General features: G+C 73.6%; 12 protein-coding genes. 7 read left to right on the forward strand and 5 right to left on the reverse strand.

Features of this window, described 5'->3' with window-relative positions; all coding sequences use genetic code 11:
- Positions 1–15: 15 nt before the first annotated feature.
- Entirely contained in the window at positions 16–2,094 is a 2,079-nt protein-coding gene (locus ACFVXG_RS27210) for a HEAT repeat domain-containing protein (RefSeq protein ID WP_387931057.1), read from the forward strand.
- Positions 2,095–2,115: 21 nt separating this feature from the next.
- Here the strand turns inward: ACFVXG_RS27210 and ACFVXG_RS27215 are convergent, their stop codons facing one another.
- On the reverse strand, positions 2,116–3,123 hold the full coding sequence (locus ACFVXG_RS27215) for an NADP-dependent oxidoreductase (RefSeq protein WP_387931058.1): 1,008 nt from the start codon (positions 3,121–3,123) through the stop codon (positions 2,116–2,118).
- Positions 3,124–3,239: 116 nt separating this feature from the next.
- On the opposite strand from ACFVXG_RS27215, the gene ACFVXG_RS27220 reads away from it, so the two are divergent.
- Positions 3,240–3,716 (forward strand): Uma2 family endonuclease, encoded by a 477-nt coding sequence (locus ACFVXG_RS27220; RefSeq protein WP_387931059.1) that lies wholly within the window; start codon positions 3,240–3,242, stop codon positions 3,714–3,716.
- Positions 3,717–3,730: 14 nt separating this feature from the next.
- On the opposite strand, the gene ACFVXG_RS27225 is transcribed toward ACFVXG_RS27220, so the two are convergent.
- Both ACFVXG_RS27225 and ACFVXG_RS27230 read right to left on the reverse strand, forming a co-directional pair.
- Positions 3,731–5,149, reverse strand: a complete 1,419-nt coding sequence (locus tag ACFVXG_RS27225; protein ID WP_387931060.1) for an ATP-binding protein — start codon at positions 5,147–5,149, stop codon at positions 3,731–3,733.
- A complete protein-coding gene (locus ACFVXG_RS27230) occupies positions 5,146–5,835 on the reverse strand; it encodes a response regulator transcription factor (RefSeq protein ID WP_387931061.1) in 690 nt (229 codons plus the stop codon). The genes ACFVXG_RS27225 and ACFVXG_RS27230 overlap by 4 nt, the downstream gene beginning before the upstream one ends.
- 165 nt (positions 5,836–6,000) lie before the next feature.
- Here ACFVXG_RS27230 and murG point away from each other — a divergent pair, with 165 nt between their 5' ends.
- Both murG and ACFVXG_RS27240 read left to right on the forward strand, forming a co-directional pair.
- Positions 6,001–7,191: an undecaprenyldiphospho-muramoylpentapeptide beta-N-acetylglucosaminyltransferase gene (murG, locus tag ACFVXG_RS27235; RefSeq protein ID WP_387931062.1), complete on the forward strand. Its 1,191-nt coding sequence runs from the start codon at positions 6,001–6,003 to the stop codon at positions 7,189–7,191.
- Entirely contained in the window at positions 7,188–8,198 is a 1,011-nt protein-coding gene (locus ACFVXG_RS27240) for an SDR family NAD(P)-dependent oxidoreductase (RefSeq protein ID WP_387931063.1), read from the forward strand. Before murG ends, ACFVXG_RS27240 begins: the two co-directional genes overlap by 4 nt.
- Positions 8,199–8,283: 85 nt before the next feature.
- Here the strand turns inward: ACFVXG_RS27240 and ACFVXG_RS27245 are convergent, their stop codons facing one another.
- Positions 8,284–10,851, reverse strand: a complete 2,568-nt coding sequence (locus ACFVXG_RS27245) for a collagenase (protein WP_387931064.1) — start codon at positions 10,849–10,851, stop codon at positions 8,284–8,286.
- 650 nt (positions 10,852–11,501) lie between these two features.
- Here ACFVXG_RS27245 and ACFVXG_RS27250 point away from each other — a divergent pair.
- Entirely contained in the window at positions 11,502–12,737 is a 1,236-nt protein-coding gene (locus ACFVXG_RS27250) for an acyl-CoA dehydrogenase family protein (protein ID WP_387931065.1), read from the forward strand.
- A 32-nt stretch (positions 12,738–12,769) separates the two neighbouring features.
- Here ACFVXG_RS27250 and ACFVXG_RS27255 read toward each other — a convergent pair whose 3' ends face one another.
- Positions 12,770–13,648, reverse strand: coding sequence for a LysR substrate-binding domain-containing protein (locus tag ACFVXG_RS27255; RefSeq protein WP_387931066.1), 879 nt, complete (start codon positions 13,646–13,648; stop codon positions 12,770–12,772).
- A gap of 157 nt (positions 13,649–13,805) precedes the next feature.
- Here ACFVXG_RS27255 and ACFVXG_RS27260 point away from each other — a divergent pair, with 157 nt between their 5' ends.
- Together ACFVXG_RS27260 and ACFVXG_RS27265 are read left to right on the forward strand one after the other, a co-directional pair.
- Entirely contained in the window at positions 13,806–15,458 is a 1,653-nt protein-coding gene (locus ACFVXG_RS27260) for an ABC transporter substrate-binding protein (RefSeq protein ID WP_387931067.1), read from the forward strand.
- Positions 15,459–15,487: 29 nt separating this feature from the next.
- Positions 15,488–16,474 carry an ABC transporter permease gene (locus ACFVXG_RS27265; protein ID WP_387931068.1) on the forward strand — a complete coding sequence of 329 codons (987 nt, stop codon included), beginning with the start codon at positions 15,488–15,490 and terminating at the stop codon, positions 16,472–16,474.
- Positions 16,475–16,477: the final 3 nt, after the last annotated feature.

Consider the following 16,477-nt stretch of genomic DNA (forward strand, 5'->3'; position numbering starts at 1 on the left):
GGGAAGATCACGCCCATGGATCTCGCTGACGCCCTCGCCGGCCTCGACGCCCACCCCTGGGCCTCCCTCGCTCACGCCTACGGCTCCGCCGAGGACCTGCCCGGGCTGCTGCGCGCCTTCGTCGAGGCGGGGGAGGACGGCGACGCCGAGGAGGCGCGCGACGAGCTGTACTCGGCGATCCTGCACCAGGGCACGGTGTACTCCGCCAGCGTGGACGCCGTCCCCTTCCTCGCCCGGATCGCGGCGGCCGGGCACCAGGTGGTCGAAATCCTGTGGATGCTCGGCGGCCTGGCCGAGACCGATGATGAGTGGCAGATCCCGGAGGGAGCCGTCCGCGCCGCGGTGGCCGGTCAACTCCCGCTACTGATGCCCCTGTTGGCGGACGGTGATGCGGACGTCCGGGGCATCGCCGCGTCCGTCGTCGGACGCACCCGGGACACCGGGACGGCCCTGCCCGCGCTGCGCGGCCGATGGGCGGTCGAGCCGGACGCCGTCGTCCGCGCCGAACTGCTGCTCGCCATCGGCCGGTCGGCCCCCGCGGAAGCCGCCGACCTGGCCCGCGCGCTGCTCGACGACACCACCCCGCGCCCGCTGCGGCTCGCCGCCGTCCTGGCCACCGTGAAGGCCGGGGCGCCCTGGAGCGAGGCCCAGCATGCCGCCGCGCTGGCCGTGCTGCCCACCCGCGAACTCACCGTCGACCGGTACAGCATGCACCACCAGGAACTGCTGCCCGAGCTCGTCACGGACCTGCTGGCCCGCGGCACCGAGGCCGACCGCGAGAGCGCCTTCGCCCTGGTCGAGGCGGCCCTGCGGGACGAGCGTCCCGGCGTGCCGTTCGAAGCGCTGTGGGCCGCCTACGAGGCCTGCGACCACTCCCGCAGCGCCCCGCGGCGGCTCGTCCCGGCCGTCGCCCGGCACGCCGCCCACGATTACGCGGAACGCCTGCTCACCAAGCTGGGCCCGCTCGGCGCCGCGGCCGCGCCCGCCCTGGCCGCACTCGCCGAGCAGTCCGAGGACAAGGCCGCCGACCGGGCCCTGGCCGTCCTGGTCCGGGTCGCACCCCGGCAGGCGGCCCCGCTGCTCGCCCGCGACCTCGCCCGCCGCCCGCGCGCGCTCGCCGCCGCCGGGGGCTTCCGGGCCCCCGAGTTCCCCTTCGACCCGGCGCTGGTCGCCGCCGTCCGGGAGCGGCTGCTCGCCGACGACCTCCGCAGCGGCGAGACAGCCGAGCTGGTCCACCTGCTGTGCCAGTGGGGGCCGCAGGCAGCGGCCGGCCTGCCCGAGCTGTACGCCGTCCTGCCCTACACCCCGTACGCGGCCACCGCCGTCGCGGCCGTGGCCGCCGACAGCCCGCAGGCGGAACGACGGCAGGCGGCCGCCGTGCTGCGGGCCGCGGCCGGGCGGCTGATCGCGGCGCGCGCCCACCACCGGCTCACCGGCGAGACCGGGCTGCTGCTCGCCGCCGCGGCCGAGGGGCTGACCGTGCCGAAGGACCTCACCGAGGCCGCCCGGGCGGCCGCCGACCTGGGGCCGGCGGCCGTCGGACTGCTCCCGGCCCTGCGTGCGGCCGTCAGCCAGGACGCGGAGCCGACCGCCCCACAGCTGGAGGCCGACATCGCGATAGCCACCGCCCTCCAGCGGATCGACGGCGACGCCGAAGCGGCGCTGCGGATCCTGGAGTCCGTCCTCGACCGGTGCGGCGAGCAGACGTGGTTCCGCTGGACCGTCCTGCGCGCCGTGCAGGCCGCCGCCCTCCTCGGCCCGGCGGCCCGGCCGCTGGTCCCCCGGCTGGCGGGGCTGCTCGGCGATCCGGAGCAGGCCCCCACGGCCGTCCTCGCCCTGCTCCGGATCGCCGACCCGGACACCCTCGACCGCGGTCGGCTCGCCGAGGCGGCGCTCGACGCCGTCGACGCGGGCTTCGACCCGGGCTGCGCCTGCGAGGCCCTGCACGCGCTCGGCTCCGCCGCGCTCAGCAGCGCGCAGCGGCGGCGGATCGCCGAACTCGTCGGGAGCGACCGGCGGATCCCCTGCCACGGGCACCTGGAGTCGGCGGTCCTGGAGGACGAGCGGCTGCGGGTGCTGCTGGCCGGGCTCTGATCCGGGCGGGCGCGGGCGGCCTCAGGCCAGGCGCAGCACCAGCTTGCCGGTGTTCTCGCCGCGGAACAGCATCCCGAGCGTCTCCGGGAAGTCCGCGACGGTGCCCTCGACCAGGTGCTCCTTGACCTTGATCCGGCCCTCGCCGATCCAGCCCGCGAGCTCGGCCGCTGCCTCCGCGTACCGGCGGGCGTAGTCGAACACCACGAAGCCCTCCATCCGCGCCCGCCGCACCAGCAGCGACAGGTAGTTGGACGGGCCCTGCACGGACTCCTCGTTGTTGTACTGGCTGATCGCGCCGCAGACGACCACCCGGGCGTGCATCGCCAGCCTGGTCAGCGCGGCGTCCAGGATCGGGCCGCCGACGTTGTCGAAGTAGACGTCGATGCCGTCGGGGGCGTGGGTGCGCAGCGCCTTGCGGACGTCCTCGGCGCGGTAGTCGATCGCCGCGTCGAAGCCGAGCTCGTCGGTCAGCAGCGCGCACTTCTCCGGCCCGCCGGCGATGCCGACCACCCGGCAGCCCTTCACCTTGGCGATCTGCCCGACCATCGTGCCGACCGCCCCGGCGGCGCCGGAGACCACCACGGTCTCGCCCTCCTTGAGCGCGCCGACCTCCAGCAGCCCGAAGTAGGCCGTCATCCCGGGCATCCCGAGCGCCCCGAGGTAGGTGGACAGCGGGGCGAGCGCGGGATCGACCTTGAGCGCGCCCTTGCCGTCCGACACCGCGTAGTCCTGGACTCCGAAGGCCCCCACCACGTGGTCGCCGACCTGGTACTTCGGGTGGTTCGACGCGACCACCTCGACCACCGACCCGGCCCGCATCACCTCGCCCAGCCCCACCGGCGGCAGGTACGACGGCCGGTCGTCCAGCCACCCGCGCATCGCCGGGTCGAGCGACACGTACCGCGTCCGCCCCAGGAACTCCCCGTCCCCGGGCACCCCCACGGCCTCCTCCCCGTACGCCCAGTCCTCCGGCCGCACCTCACCGACCGGTCGACGGGCAAGGCGGATCTGGCGGTTGAGATCGGTCATGGCGACTCCTGGGGGGACGTACTCGCGCGGAACACGGACAGGTGCCCGATTCTAAGCAAGCGCTTAGTCATTTGACTAGTGAATGTCGCCGAGGGAACCGCAGTAGGCTGCGGGTCGTGGATACCGAGACCATCGAGGGTGTCATCACTCCCGTGATGTACTCCTGGGGGCACCAGTCCGTCATCGACGTGATCCGCCAGCAGCTCAGGCCCAGCCAGGAAACGCTCGACCTCTGCGCCGGCCGTGGAGATCTCGAGCTGCCGGGCACCGGCGACTGCTACGTGCCTGACCTGGCCTACGTGCCGGACGAACTGGCCAGAACCGAGGGCGCACTGTTGCCCGATCAGACGCTCCTCGTGGTCGAGGCCACCTCGGCCGAGACCGCCGACACCGACCGCATCGTGAAGCGCCGTCGCTACGGGCAGTTCGGGGCTCCGCTCTACCTGCTGGTGGACCGCCAGGAGCGGAGCTGCACCCTGTTCTCCGAGCCGGGTGAGCTCGGCTACACCCGGGTCGAGGGGCCGCACCCCTTCGGCGTGGCGGTGCGGCTCCCCGAGCCCTTCGATGTGGACCTCGACACCACCAGGTTCTGACCCGTCCTCCCGTCTCAGGGGGCGACTGGGAGGCCGGTGAGGACGAAGCAGGCGCCGGGGCCCTCGTGGGGGGCGGGTTGGCGGGCGAGCAGGTCGGCGTTGTGGGCGCGGGCGATCTGGCGGGCCATGGCGAGGCCGAGGCCGGAGCCGGGGAGGCTGCGGGCGGTGTCGGAGCGGTAGAAGCGGTCGAAGACGTACGGGAGGTCCTCGGTGGCGATGCCCGGGCCGTGGTCGCGGACGGACACCTCCAGGGTTTCGCCGCGGTCGCCGGTGCGGGTGACCAGGACGTCCACGGGGCCGCGTCCGGCGCCGAACTTGGCGGCGTTGTCGAGCAGGTTCCCCAGCAGCCGTACCAGTCGGGCGGGGACGCCCGGGACGACCGCCTCGGCGGCGCCGGGGCCGACGGTGAGGGTGAACTCCTGCCCCGGCCAGTGTCCGCGGGCCGCGGTGACGGCGTGTTCGACCAGGGGCAGCAGGCGGAACCGCTCGACCAGGGCCTGGGGTTCCTCGTCGCGGGCGAGTTCGACCAGGTCGTTGACCATGCCGGTGACCTCGCGCAGCTGCCGCCCCAGGGCGGTGGCGGCCCGGGCGCGCTGGGCGTCGGTGAGGCGGTCGCCGCGGGCCAGCAGTTCGGCGTTGGTGCGCAGCGCCGTGAGCGGGGTGCGCAGTTCGTGGGAGGCGTCGGAGACCAGGCGGCGCTGGGCGGTGACCGACCGCTCCAGCGCGTCGAGCATGGTGTCGAAGCTCTCGCCGAGGCGGGTGACCTCGTCGCGGCGGCGGCCGGTGGCCGCGTGGGAGGTGATCCGGTGGTGGGGGTCGCCGGTGGCGGTGATCCGTTCGACCGTGGCGGTGAGCCGGGCCACCGGGCGCAGGCCGGTCCGGGAGACCCACCAGCCGAGGAAGCCGGCCGCCAGCACGCCGGCGGCGCCGAGTCCGGCGAACGCGGCCGCGGACTGCCGTACGGCGCGGTCCACCCCGTCCGAGCGCAGCACCACCTGGAGAGCGGTGCCGCCCCGGAACGGCGTGACCAGCATGCGGGCGGGGAACCCGCCGACGGCGGTGGTGCTGAAGTAGGCCCCGCGCTGCCCGGCGGCGACCTCGCGCACGGCCGGGGTGACCGGGAACAGGTACGGGGCGACCGCCGAGTGGGGGTCGCGGGCCGGGTCGGCCGGGACGATCTGGGTGCAGGCCGGGGCGGCCAGGTAGCGGCACTGTCCGGAGAGCACGCCGGGCGGTTCATTGCCCAGTTGCTGGCCGCCCTGCTGCTGGGCGCCCTGCTGCTGGGTGGCGACGGTGGCGGCCTGGGTGAGTTCCAGTTCCAGCTGGTGGGTCAGCTCGTAGCGGATCACCGCGAAGGCGGCCCAGCTGAGGCCGAGTGCGACGGTGGCGACGGCCAGGGCGGTGGCGACGGCGAGTCGGACGCGGAGGGTCACGAGTCCGCGGCCAGCCGGTAGCCGACGCCGTGCACGGTGTGCACCAGGCGCGGTTCGCCGCCCGCCTCCAGCTTGCGGCGCAGGTAACCGACGTAGACGGCAAGCGAGTTGGACTCGGGGCCGAAGTCCTGCCCCCAGACGCGTTCCAGCAGGGTCTCGCGGGTGAGCACCTGCCCGCTGTGGCGCAGCAGCAGCTCCAGCAGGGTCGCCTCGGTGCGGCTGAACTCCAGGCGGCGGGAGCCGCGGTGCCCGGTGCGGGTCTGCGGGTCCAGCACCAGGTCGGCGTAGCGCAGTTCGGCGTCGGCCTCGCCGCCGGGCGCGTCGAGCGCGGCGCGGCGCAGCAGCGCGCGCAGCCGGGCGGTCAGCTCGGCCAGGGCGAAGGGTTTGACGAGGTAGTCGTCGGCACCGGCGTCCAGCCCGTCGACCCGGTCGCTGATGTTGTCCCGCGCGGTCAGCACGAGCACCGGGGTGCGGTCGTGCAGCGCCCGCAGCTGGCGGCAGACGGCGAGCCCGTCGAGGACGGGCATCATCACGTCGAGGACGACCGCGTCCGGCTCGTGGGAGGCGATCTTGGCGAGGGCGTCGTGCCCGTCGACCGCGGTGACCACCTCGTAGCCCTCGACGCTGAGTCCGTCGGCCACGGCCTCCCGCACCTCCTGGTCGTCGTCCACCACCAGAATCCGCACCGCCGACCCTCCGTTCCTCGTACCCCGTCGACCTGCTCCGTTCCCGCAGGCCGTTCCCGCAGGCCGTTCCTGCGGGCCGTGCCCTTCCGGGCATACCGAAAGATAGCGGGCGAAGGCGCGCATTCTCTTAAAGGCCTCTTAGGCCGGGCCGCCACGGTGGTGGCCATGCACACACCTCTCTCGGTCGTCATCGGCGCCGGCGGTACCGGCGGCCACATCTACCCGGGCATGGCCCTGGCGGAGGCCCTGCGGAAGACCGACCCCGACGCCGTGATCTCGTTCGTCGGCACCACCCGGGGCCTGGAGACCCGGCTGATCCCCGAGGCGGGATACCGGCTGCACACGGTCGACATGATCCCCTTCGACCCCTCGCTCGGCGCCCGGCGCTACCTGCTGCCGGCGGACCTCGTCCGCGCCGCGAAGCAGGCCCAGCGTGCGGTCGAGGACCAGCGGGCGCAGGTCGTCGTCGGGATGGGTGGGTACGCCTCCGCGCCGGCCGTGCTGGCCGCGCGGATGGCCGGTCTGCCCAGCCTGATCCACGAGTCGAACGCGGTGCCGGGCCGGGCCAACGCCTTCGCCGCGCGGCTCACCCCGCACATCGCGCTCGCCTTCGACGAGACCAGGGCGCACCTGCCCAGGGCCCGCCGGCACCGGGCGGTCACCGTCGGCATGCCGCTGACCGGCGCGGTGGCCCGGCTGGACCGAGAGGCCGAGCGCGCCGAGGCCCGCCGCCGACTGGGCGTTCCGCCCGGGGCGCGGCTGGTGCTGTTCAACGGCGGCAGCCTGGGCGCGCGACGGCTGACCGAGGCGGCGCTCGGCCTGGCCGAGCGCTGGCGCGGCCGGACGGACGTCCGGCTGCTGATCAAGACCGGCCCGCAGGCCCTGGACGGCACCCGGCAGCAGCTCGCCGCCAACGGCGGGGCTTCCGTCGCCGAGGCGGTGCCGTACCTGGACCGGATGGACCTCGCCTACGCCGCCAGCGACCTCGTGGTCTGCCGGGCCGGGGCCGCGACCGTGGCCGAACTCGCCACGGTCAAGGTGCCCGCCGTGCTGGTGCCGTACCCGCACGCGCCGGGCGACCACCAGTTCCACAACGCCAAGGTGCTCGCCGACGCGGGGGCGGCGCGGATCCTGCGCGACGAGGACACCGACGCCGACTCCCTCGCCGCCGTGCTCGACCCGCTGCTGGCGGAGCCGTCCCGGCTGGCCGCGATGGGCGCGGCCGCCACCGGAGGGACCCACGCGCAGGCCGCCGACCTGCTGGCCGACTGGGTCCGCCGACTGGCCGGCCGTGCCCACGGCTCGACCCCGACCCCGATCCCGATCCGCACCATCGAAACGGAGCTCGCAGAATGACCGACACCACCACCCGTGACAGCTGGGCCGACCGGACCGTCCTGGTCACCGGCGCCGAGGGCTTCATCGGCTCCACCCTGGTCGACCTGCTGGTCGAGCGCGGTGCCAAGGTCCGCGCCCTGGTCCACTACAAGCCGTACGCCGAACGCGGCTACCTCGCGGCCCACCTCGGGAGCGACCGGGTGGAGATGCTGGCCGGCGACGTCCGCGACGCCGGCCGGGTCTCGGACGCCGTGGCGGGCTGCGACACCGTCTTCCACCTCGCGGCGCTGATCGGGATCCCGTACAGCTACGACTCCCCGGGCGCGTACGTGCACACCAACGTCGTCGGCACCCAGAACGTGCTGGAGGCGGCGCGGCGCCACGGCGTGCGGCGGGTTCTGCACACCTCCACCAGCGAGGTCTACGGCACCGCGCTCACCGCGCCGATCGGGGAGGACCACCCGCTCCAGCCCCAGTCCCCGTACTCCGCCTCGAAGATCGGGGCCGACATGATGGCGCTGAGCTTCCACCACGCCTTCGAACTGCCGGTCACCGTGGTGCGGCCGTTCAACACCTACGGGCCGCGCCAGTCCGCCCGCGCCGTGATCCCCGCGATCCTCGCCCAACTCCACGCCGGGGTAAGGGAACTGCGCATGGGCTCGCTCACCCCGACCCGGGACTTCACCTACGTCACCGACACCGCGGCCGGCTTCCTGGCCCTGGCCGACTGCGACCGCGCGGTGGGCGAGGCGGTCAACCTGGGGACCGGGCGCGAGGTCTCCATCGGCGACCTGGCGGGCGCGCTGATCGCCGCCTCGGGCCGTACCGACGTGGAGATCACGGTCGACCCGGCCCGGCTGCGCCCGGCGGGCAGCGAGGTGCACCGGCTGCTCTCCGACAACTCCCGGGCCCGGACCTGGTCGGGCTGGGAGCCGGAGGTCCCGCTGGAGGAGGGCCTGGCCAAGACCTCGGCCTGGGTGGCCGAGCACCTCCACCTGTTCGACCCGAAGCGCTACGCGGTCTGAGCAGCGCCGCCCACTGCCCCGCACGGCCCGAGCGGCGCGCCCCCGGTGGGGGACGCGCCGCTCGGCCGTTCGCTCAAGTGGACTGTCAGAACTGGGTGCTGACGGTCACTCCGGCGAAGTCGGTGGTGGCGTACAGGCTGACGTACCGGTAGCCGGCCGCCGGGTTGGTGACGGTGAGCGTCTGGGTGGTGCCGGGGTTGGTGGAGGAGGCGGTGAAGGCGCTGGGGGAGGCCCAGGTGTCGGCGTTGTAGTAGAGCGCCGCGTTGCCGGTGCCGCCGGAGGTGGAGACCTTCAGGGTGCTGGTGCCGGCCGGCAGGTAGACGTAGAAGTAGTCCAGGCTGCCGGCGGTGCGGGCCTGGTCCGGCCGGGAGCAGTTCTGGCCGAGCGCGTCGGTGCGCGGGTCGGTGCAGGTCGGCAGGGTGGCGCTGCCGCCGGTGGTGACGGTGACCGAGGCCGGGGTGGCGGCGGTCTTGCCGGCGCTGTCCGTGACGGTCAGGGCGACGGTGTAGGTGCCGGCGGCGGCGTAGGTGTGCACCGGGTTCCGCTCGTCGGAGCTGCTGCCGTCACCGAAGGTCCAGTGCCAGGAGGCCAGCGAGGCCTGGGAGTTGGTCTCCACGGACTTGTCGGTGAGGGTGACGGTGCCGCCGTTGACGGCCTGGGTGAACAGGGCGGTGGGGCCGTCGGCGTAGCAGGCGCCGGCCGCGCAGGCGTTCAGCCAGGTGTCGAAGTCGGCGTCGTAGGAGGTGCCGAGGCCGTTGTAGACCGCGTAGCCGCCCTGGTAGTCACCGGTGCGGAAGTGGCCGAGCATGTTCTGGACGTCGGCGGGGTGCTTCTCGAGCATGTACCGCACGGCCAGGTAGCCCCACGGGTAGGTGCGCACCGTGTCCGAGTTGGCGTAGGTGTTCTGGAAGACGGTGCTGAGCTTGTACCGGTGCGTGGCGGCCTCGGCCATCGCCTGGGTGTCGGTGGTGCCGCGGTAGCTGTAGGACTCGTACTCGGCGACGCCCTCGATCCACCAGATGTCCGGGACGGAGATCTCGGTGCTGAAGTTGCCCTTCATGTCGTAGATGTTGTCGAGGTAGTGGGTGTACTCGTGGTTGAGGTTCCACACGTTGGCCGGGAAGCCGTCGTCGTAGGACTTCTTGTACATCACCGACACGGGCTTGTTGTTGGGGTCGGTGACGTCCATGACGGTCTGGCCGCCGTTGTCGGTGGAGTTGTTGTAGATCGCCCAGGAGTAGGTGAGGTAGTCGTCCCGGTTGGCGAAGACGGCGAGGGTGATGGTCTTGCCGTACTGGCCGGGGATCGCGCCGGGGTCCTTGACCATGTTGTGGAAGAAGGTGTCCTCGCCGCGCAGGCTCGCGCAGACGGTGGCCAGCTCCGCGGGGGTGAGGTCCTCGGTGCGTATGGTGCGGTTGTCGCAGACCAGGGTGTTGGGCAGGACGGCGGCGGTGAGCTTGCCGGACAGGTCGCAGGTGCCGTAGTAGGAGCACTGGGCGTTGTCGAACTGGTTGGCGTTGTACGCGGTGTAGACGTACAGCTTGCCGACGGCGCCGGAGATCGGGGTGCTGTCGAGCACCTGCTTGATCAGCGGCTTGGCGACGGCCTCGACGGCGGCGCCGTCGCCGGCGGCGCGGGCCAGGTCGTTGCCCGCGTTGACGGTGAGGAAGGCGTTGGGGGTGGTGAGCAGGTCCTTGTGGGCCTGCGTGAAGTTCGCCAGGGTGGTGACCACGCTCGGGTCGGCGGTGACGGCGCTGACGTAGGCCGGGTTCCAGTTCGCCCGCCACAGCGGCGCCCAGAGCACGGAGTTGACGGCGTTGACCATCTTCGGGAACGCGTTGTAGCCGTTGCCGTAGCTCTTCAGGATCTGCTGGTAGACGTTCAGGTACTGGGCCTGGAGCTCGGCGCTGTCGGTGAGGATCAGCACCTCGCTGAGCACGGCGCCGTTGGCGTCGCTGACGTCCGTCCGGTGCGCGGTGGCGAAGAAGGCGTCGAGGCCTGACTTGACGGCGGCGGTGAGCGTGGCGTCGTACGGGCCCACGGTGCTCGCGTTGTTGGACTGCACGTAGTAGCCGGCGCGCAGGAAGAGCACCAGCTGCAGCAGGTTGGCGGAGTTGTCGCCGTTGTAGCTCCCGGCCTGGGCCTGGAAGGCCTTGGCGACGGCGAGCATCTGCGACTGCTTGAAGACGTTGGCCGCGTCGGTGCCGGTGACGTTGAACAGCGTCTTGACGCAGTCCGTGGTTGCGGCCTGGACGAAGGAGGCCAGGTCGGCGCCGCTGCGGCTGCCGAAGTCGGAGGGCGCGCAGCCGGCCGCGGCGGGCGCCTGGGCGGTCAGCGCGTGCTTGGCCGAGGCGGGGGACTTCGGGTGCGGGGTGGTCTGGACGGCCGTCCCGGTCGGCTGGAGCGCCTGGCCGAGCAGCTCCGCGGGAAGCGGCGCGGCCGTGCGGCCCAGTTCCTCGGAGGAGTTGGGGGCGGCGATCTCGGCGCCGAACGGCTTCGGCGCGGCCGGGGCCTTCGCGGTGGAGGCCGTCGCGGCAGGCGCGGGGGCCGCGACGGTCGCCGTGGAGGCGGCGAGGGCGGGGGTGGGGAGGAGGGCGGCCGGGCCGGCGAGGGCGGCGGCCACCAGGAGCGGAAGGGATTGGCGCAGACGCACTGCGGTGTCCTTGTCCTGAGGTGGGGGAGGTGACGTGGCGCCAGTCAGGAGGCGGAGGGGGAATTGACGTGTGACCTGTCACCGGATTCAGGGTCAGAACAATGTCACAGGTTATATGTCACGGCAAGAGTCCGCGCAGCGGGACCGGGGGCGACCGATTCGCCGCTTCGATAAGCGATCGCGATCGGTTCCGATCGCAGATCGGGTGTGGACGGGCGGCATCCGGACGCTGCATGCTCGTCTCCATGGTGGGGAACGCGAGTACGAAGCGAGGCGGCCGGGACGCGGCCGCGCTCCTCGCTTGCCCGCGCCTGTCCCCGGCGCCGATGCCGTTGCTGACCAGCCGTCGCATCGTCGACTTCGGCCTGATGGGCTCGTCCGGCTGTCGCTGAGCCGACGCCCGCGGCGCCCCGGCCGCCCTCCTCCGTTCCGGTGCTCAACCGCCCGGTCCGACCCTGCCCGTGTCACCAGCCGACCAGCGGCCCCACTGAGCCCGCGCCAGCCCGTGCGGGCGTGGGTCGATCCGCGTGCCGAGCCGACGTCCCGTCGCAGCCGCGGCACCCGCGAAGCCCGCCGCCGAGCCGACCCGCCGTCCGGTCGACGCGCCGCGGAGCCGACGGGTCGGCCGGCCCCGATCCCAAGGAATCGTCATGACCAGCCCCCTCAGCCCCGAAGCCGCGCCCGTCGAGGTTGTGCCCGCTGAAGCCGTGCCCGCCGAGGCCGGATTCCGGCTGCCGCGGCCCGACCTCGACCGCCTGGACGAGATCACCGCGGCACTCGCGAAGACCGCCGCCGAGTACGACCGGACCGGCGAGTTCCCGCATGCGGCGATCCAACTCCTGCACGACGCCGGTCTGTTGACCGCGACCGTGGGCCGGAAGTGGGGCGGTCCCGGGGTGAGCTTCGCCGATCTGGCGCGCATCCTGCTGGCCCTCGGCCGGGGCGACACCTCGGTGGCGCTGATCGCCACCATGACGCTGGTGCCGCACGCGCTGGAGAGCGGCCGGCCCTGGCCCGAGGCCGTGTACCGGCGGATCCTGGCCGAGTCGGCGCAGCGCCCGACCCTGCTGAACCACGCCCGGGCGGAGCCCGACACCGGCCGGGGCGGCGGCACGCTGGCCCGGCGGACCGCCACCGGGTGGGCGATCACCGGCCGGAAGCGGTTCGTGACCGGCGCCGAGGGGCTGAGCTACTACCTGCTCTGGGCGACGACCGACGAGCCGGTGCCGTCGCCGGCCGTGTTCCTGGTGCCGGGCGGCTCGCCCGGCATCGAGATCCTGCCCACCTGGCGGCAGTTGGGCATGCGGGCCACGGTCAGCCACGAGGTGGTGTTCACTGACGTCGAGGTCGGTGCGGACGAGCTGATCCGCTTCGACGACCTCGGGCGGCGGGCGGCCACGGGGCCCGGCCCGGAGCCGGACCAGGAGTACGCCAACTCCGTCCTGCTGATCTCCGCCGCGCTCTACCTCGGTGCGGCGCGGGCGGCCCAGGACTTCGTCCACCACACCGGCGTCACCAAGGTGCCCGTCCACCTGGGCCGGCCGATCGCCGCGGGCGAGCGGTTCCGGCACGCGGCCGGCGAGATCGAGGTCCTGCTGTCCACCGCCGAGCAGTTGGTGTTCGGGGTCGCGGCCCGGCTGGACCGCGGCGAGGTGGTCTCGGCGAACGAGGCCCTGGCGGCGAAGGTCGCGGTGATCCGCAACCTGACCGCGGCGGTGGAGACGGCGGTGCGCCTGCTGGGCAGCGCGGCGCTGTCCCAGGACAACCCGCTGGAGCGGATCTTCCGGGACGTGCAGGCCGCGGGGGTGCACGCGCCGCAGGAGGACGCGGCGCTGCTCGGCATCGGCACGGCCAGACTGAACGACTACATCCGGCAGTTCGGATGATCCCCGGGCCCGGGCCCGCCCGGCGCGGCGAACTACGGGGCGGCCGGCTCCGGGTGGCCGGGCCGGCTCAGGGCGCCCAGGGCCGCGTGCAGCGCCCGGGTCAACTCCTCGGGTGCGCCCGGGCGGTGGCGCAGGTAGAGCCGCTCCGGGGGCACCGCGGGCAGGTCGCGGACCCGGACCAGTCCGGCCGGCAGCGGCCCGTGGTCGGCGAACAGCGCGATGCCGAGCCCCGCGCGCACCGCGCTGAGCACCCCGGTGAACTGGGCGGCCTCGGCGATCACGGTGACGGTGCGGCCCTCGCCGTCCAGCGCGGCGAGCGCGCGCTCGCGCAGCACGCAGGGGCCGTCCAGCGCGACCAGCGGGACCGGCGCGGCCGGGTCGGGCGTCCGCCAGTCCGGTGCGGCGAACCAGGACAGCCGCACCTCGCCGGCCCGGACGCTGCGCGGGTGGCCGGGGTCGCCGATGAACACGGCGGCGTCCACCGTGCCGCGGTCGATCGCCTCGTGCAGCGGGCCGCTGCGGTCGAGCCGGAAGCGGACGGCGTGACCGGGGAACTCGGCGCGCACCGAACGGCTGATCACCGGCAGCAGGCCCTCGGCGGCGTGTTCGGTGGAGCCGATCAGGTAGCCCGGGCGGCCGGTCTCGGCGAGACCGAGCCGGGCGAGCGCCTCGTCGTGCGCGGCGAGCACCCGGCGGGCCTCGGTGAGCGCGGCCTCGCCGTCGCTGGTGAACCGCATGCCGCGGCCGTGGCGCTCCAGCAGCGGTCGGCCGATGATCCGCTCCAGGCGCCGGACGTGCTGGCTGACGGCGGACTGGGAGATCCTCAGCGCCCCCGCGGCGCGGTGGAATCCGCCGTTCTCGGCGATGGCGACCATGCTGCGCAGTGCGGCGATGTCCAGTGTTCTCGTCATCGTTCGAGCCTAACAGCGCGGCGAACTCGACAGGGGGGTTCGCAGTACCCGGAATTCATTGATGACTCGCCGACAAAAGGCGTTGCCGGGTCGCGCACGGCGATGACATGAAATCGCAACACGCGGAAACAGAAACAGCTTCGGGAAAAAGGAACTCATGCGCATATTCAGACCCGTGACGGCCCGGGTCGTCGTGTCCGCCGTGCTCGCGCCGCTGGTGCTGGCCGGTTGCTCCGGCCAGGGCGGCGGCGGTGCCGCGGCCGGGGGCGAACCGGTGGCGGGCGGCACCGTGACCTATGCCGTCGACACCGAGCCGGTGTCCTGGGACCCGCACGTGTCGACCCAGGACCTCACCGCGGAATTGCAGCGGCAGGTGCTGGACTCCTTGGTCGCCGAGGACGCCGAAGGGAAGTTCCACCCCTGGCTGGCGAGCTCCTGGGAAGTGGCCCCGGATTTGCGGAGCTTCACCTTCCACCTGCGCCAGGACGTGAAGTTCCAGGACGGGACGCCGTTCGACGGATCGGCGGTGAAGGCGAATTTCGACCACATCGTGGCGAAGGACACCAAATCGCAGTTCGCGGCGAGTCTGCTCGGTTCCTACACCGGGACCACGGTGCTGGACCCGTCCACCGTGCGGGTGGACTTCGGCACGCCCTCGGCGCCGTTCCTCCAGGCGGCCAGCACCAGCTACCTCGGCTTCTACTCGCCCAAGGCGCTGGCCTCGGACGCCGCCAAGCTCGGCCAGGGCGGGCCGGTGGACGTGGGGACGGGGCCGTTCCGGTTCGTCAGCTACAGCAAGGGCCAGCAGGCGGTGTTCGAGAAGAACCCCGACTACCGCTGGGGCCCCGGGACGGCGGCCCACACCGGCCCGGCCCACCTGGACCGGATCGTGGTGCGCTTCCTGCCGGACGCCTCGGTACGGGTGGGCGCGCTGAACAGCGGCCAGGTGCAGGTGGCCAAGGCGGTGCCGCCGCAGGACGCGGCCGCGGTCAAGGCCACCCCGGCGCTGAAGCTGCTGACCCGGGCGCAGCCGGGCGGCAACTACAACCTGTGGCTGAACGGCTCGCTGGCGCCGCTGGACGACCAGCGGGTGCGCCAGGCCGTCCAGCGCGGCATCGACCTCGACCTGGACGTGAAGACCGTGCAGTTCGGGCAGTTCCCCCGGGCCTGGAGCCCGATCTCCGCGATCACCCCGGGCTACGACAAGTCGCTGGAGAACGCCTGGCCGTACGACCCCGCGCTCGCCAACCGGCTGCTGGACGAGGCCGGTTGGACCGGCCGCGACGCCGACGGCTACCGGACCGCGAACGGCCGCCGGCTGACCCTGCAGTGGCCGCAGCTGTCGGCCAACGCCACCCAGCAGGGCCGGGACATCCTCGGCCAGGCGATCCAGGCCGACCTGAAGAAGATCGGCGTGGAGGTCGTCCGCCCCTCGCTGGACGTCGGCGCGTACTCGACCCTGGTGTACGGCGGCAAGGCGGACATCGTCGACCTGTCCTGGGCCCGGTTCGAGCCGGACGTGCTCTGGCAGTTCCTCAACTCGGCCAGCGCGCCCGCCAAGGGCGGCATCAACGCGACCTTCCTGCCCGACCCGCAGCTCGACGAGCTCACCGACCGCGGCCGGGCGACGCTGGACACCGCCGAACGGCAGCAGGTCTACGCGAAGGTGCAGCAGCGGGCGATCGACCTGGCCGTGGTCGTCCCGGTGTACACGCCGTTCGCCCTGACCGGCGTCTCCGCGAAGGTCGGAGGACTCGCCTTCGACTCCGACACCTGGCTGGACTTCTACGACGCCTGGCGGACTCCGTGACGACGCGACCGGCGCCGCCGGTGGCGTGGGTGACTGGGGAGGCCGGGTTCGAGGTGCCGGTGCCCGCACCGCCGTCGCGCCGCGTCCCGGCCCTGCTCCGGGCCGGGCTGCGGCGCCTGATCGGGGCGGTGGCGGTGATGTTCGGTGCGGCCACCCTCGCCTTCGGGGCGCTGCAACTGATCCCGGGCGACCCCGTCGCCACCCTGCTCGGCCCGGCCACCACCACCCCGCCCGAGGTGCGCGAGGCGATCCGCCACCAGCTCGGCTACGACCAGCCGGTGGCGGTGCAGTACCTCCACTACCTGGGCGGGCTGCTCCGGGCGGACCTCGGGCAGTCCTACCAGCTCCAGCGCCCGGTGTCCGGACTGATCACCGAACAGCTCGGACCGACCGTCCAACTCGCCCTGGCCGCCGTGCTGCTGGCGCTGCTCGTGGCCGTCCTCTCGGCGGTCGCGACGGCCGGGCGGCCGGCCGCGGTGCGGGCCCTGTCCGGCCTCTGGGAGCTGGTGGCGGTCTCCACCCCCTCCTACTGGCTGGGCCTGGTGCTGCTCACGGTGTTCTCGTTCCACCTGCGGCTGTTCCCGGTGGCGGGCGCGGACGGCTTCGCCGCGCTGGTGCTGCCCGCCGTCACCCTGGCGCTGCCGCTGGCGGGGACCCTGGCGCAGGTCCTGCGGGAGGGACTGGAGGCGGCGCTCGGCCAGCCGTTCGCGGTGACGGCGCGCGCCCGCGGCCTCGGCCGCTCCGGCCTGGTGGTGCGGCACGCGCTACGGCACTCGGCGGTGCCGCTGGTGACGTTGACCGGCTGGCTGACCGGCTCGCTGCTCGGCGGGACGGTGCTGGTGGAGTCCGTGTTCGGCCGTCCCGGGGTCGGCTCGCTGGTGCTGGCCGCGGTCAACAGCCGGGACGTGCCGGTGGTGATCGGCGTGGTGCTGCTGTCGGCACTGGTGTTCGTGGTGATCTCGACGGCCGTCGACCTGCTCTACGGCGTGCTCGACCCCCGACTCGGGAGCAGGTGACCA

The organism is Kitasatospora sp. NPDC058162, assembly GCF_042884005.1.
Classification (GTDB): domain Bacteria; phylum Actinomycetota; class Actinomycetes; order Streptomycetales; family Streptomycetaceae; genus Kitasatospora.